Genomic DNA, 1,900 nt, shown 5'->3' on the forward strand with positions numbered 1-1,900 from the left:
CGACGTCGCGCCCGCGAGCCGGGCCGCGAAGGCCGCGGCGGCAGCCGGGTCGACGGTGGCGCGGCGCGCGGAGAGGGTGTCGAGCCGGCCGGCGATGGACGCGACGCGCGCCTGGACCTCGATCACGCTCACCGCGGGTCCCCGTCCCGCTCGTCCTGGGTGGCGCGGGCGGCGTCGGCCCGGGCGCGGCGGACACCGGCGACGACGTCCTCGAGCTCCAGCGCAGCGCGGCGGTCGCGCTGCAGGCGCTCCTCGGTCTGGCGGCGCTCCTGCAGCCGCTCGACGGCCTTGAGCCGCAGCCGCGCCTGGGCGACGAGCACCTGCTGGCGGTCCTCCTCCTGCACGGCGAGGGCGAGCATGTCGTCGGCGCGGGACAGGTCGGCGAGCTGGCCGGCCCGGCGGGCGAGCAGCAGCCGGACGTCGCCGGCGCAGTCGGTGAGGTGGGGGTCGCCGTGCATCCGGCCCACCACGTCGTCGCGCAGCTCCTGGGTGCGGGCGCGCACGGCGGTGGCGGCGACCCGGTCGCGCTCGGCGGCGGTGCGGGCGGTGCGCCGCAGGCCGAGCAGCCCGACGAGGCTCATGCGTCGCCCGCCGCGTGGGCCAGCGCCTGGAGCGCCTGGCTGGTCTCCCACGCCGGCGCCGGCTCGGCGAGGCCCTGGCGCAGGAACGCCTCGACCGGGCGCTGGAGCCGCAGGGCGGCGTCGACGTCGGCGTTGGTCCCGGACACGTAGGCGCCGACCTCCACGAGGTCCTTGGCCTCGCGGTGCGCGGCGAGCATCCGGCGCACGCGGGAGGCGGCGCGCAGCTCCTCGGCGGTGCTGACGTGGGGCGCCAGGCGGGACACGGAGCCGAGCACGTCGACGCTGGGGAACCGGCCGGAGGTGGCGATCGCGCGGTCGAGGACGAGGTGGCCGTCGAGCAGGCCCCGGACGGCGTCGGCGACGGGCTCGTTGTGGTCGTCGCCGTCGACGAGGACGGTGTAGACGGCGGTGATCGACCCGGTCGACAGCGGCCCGGCGCGCTCGAGCAGGCGCGGCAGCATGGTGAACACCGACGGCGGGAAGCCGCGGGTGGCGGGCGGCTCCCCCGCCGACAGCGCGACCTCGCGCTGGGCGTGGGCGACGCGGGTGAGGGAGTCCATGAGCAGGACGACGTCGGCGCCCTCGGCGGCGAACCCCTCGGCGATCCGGGTGGCGGCGAACGCGGCGCGCAGGCGCAGCAGGGGCGGGTCGTCGGAGGTGGACACGACGACCACGGACCGGGCCAGGCCCTCGGGGCCGAGGTCGTCCTCGATGAACTGCCGGACCTCGCGGCCGCGCTCGCCGACCAGGGCGATGACGGTGACGGCGGCCTCGTTGTTGCGCGTGATCATGGACAGCAGGGAGGACTTGCCGACGCCGGAGCCGGCGAAGACGCCCATGCGCTGGCCGCGGCCGACCGGCGTGAACGCGTCGAGGACCCGGACACCGAGCGGCAGCCGGGTGGTGATGCGGCCGCGGGCCAGCGGGGACGGGGCGTCGACCTCGACCTCGCCCCAGGCGGTGACCGCGGGCGCGGGCAGGCCGTCGAGCGGCGCGCCGGTCGGGTCGACGACCCGGCCGAGCAGGGCGCGGCCGAGGGGGATCCGGGCGCGGGTGCCGGCGGCGCGCGCGGTGGTGCCGACGGCCAGGCCGGACACGCCCCGCAGCGGGGTGCAGCTGAGGCGGGTGCCGGAGGCGGCGACGACCTCGGCCTCGGTGGTGAGGTCGCCCTCGCCGAGCAGGACGGTCTCGCCGACCGCGGCGCGCACCCCGTCGACCTCGACGCCCAGGCCGAGGACGGCGCTGATGCGGCCCGAGCGGGCGGGGGCGGCGGCCAGTGCGGCGACGCGGAGCCGGGGCCGGAGGAGGGCCTCGAAGTC

Annotated in this window: 2 protein-coding genes; both read right to left on the reverse strand. The window is 78.6% G+C overall.

Annotation, left to right across the window (positions count from 1 at the left end):
• Nucleotides 1-128 precede the first annotated feature (128 nt).
• Nucleotides 129-581, reverse strand: a complete 453-nt coding sequence (locus WCS02_RS19975) for a hypothetical protein (protein ID WP_340296042.1) — start codon at nt 579-581, stop codon at nt 129-131.
• Entirely contained in the window at nt 578-1,858 is a 1,281-nt protein-coding gene (locus WCS02_RS19980; protein WP_340296044.1) for a FliI/YscN family ATPase, read from the reverse strand. The genes WCS02_RS19975 and WCS02_RS19980 overlap by 4 nt, the downstream gene beginning before the upstream one ends.
• Between the last annotated feature and the right edge of the window lie 42 nt (nt 1,859-1,900).

Origin of the sequence: Aquipuribacter hungaricus, assembly GCF_037860755.1 — a bacterium.
Lineage (GTDB): Bacteria > Actinomycetota > Actinomycetes > Actinomycetales > JBBAYJ01 > Aquipuribacter > Aquipuribacter hungaricus.

What these genes read in the sequence shown, in the direction of transcription:
- WCS02_RS19975 (WP_340296042.1), bottom strand. Translation starts at nt 581, where the DNA reads ATGAGCCTCGTCGGGCTGCTCGGCCTGCGGCGCACCGCCCGCACCGCC.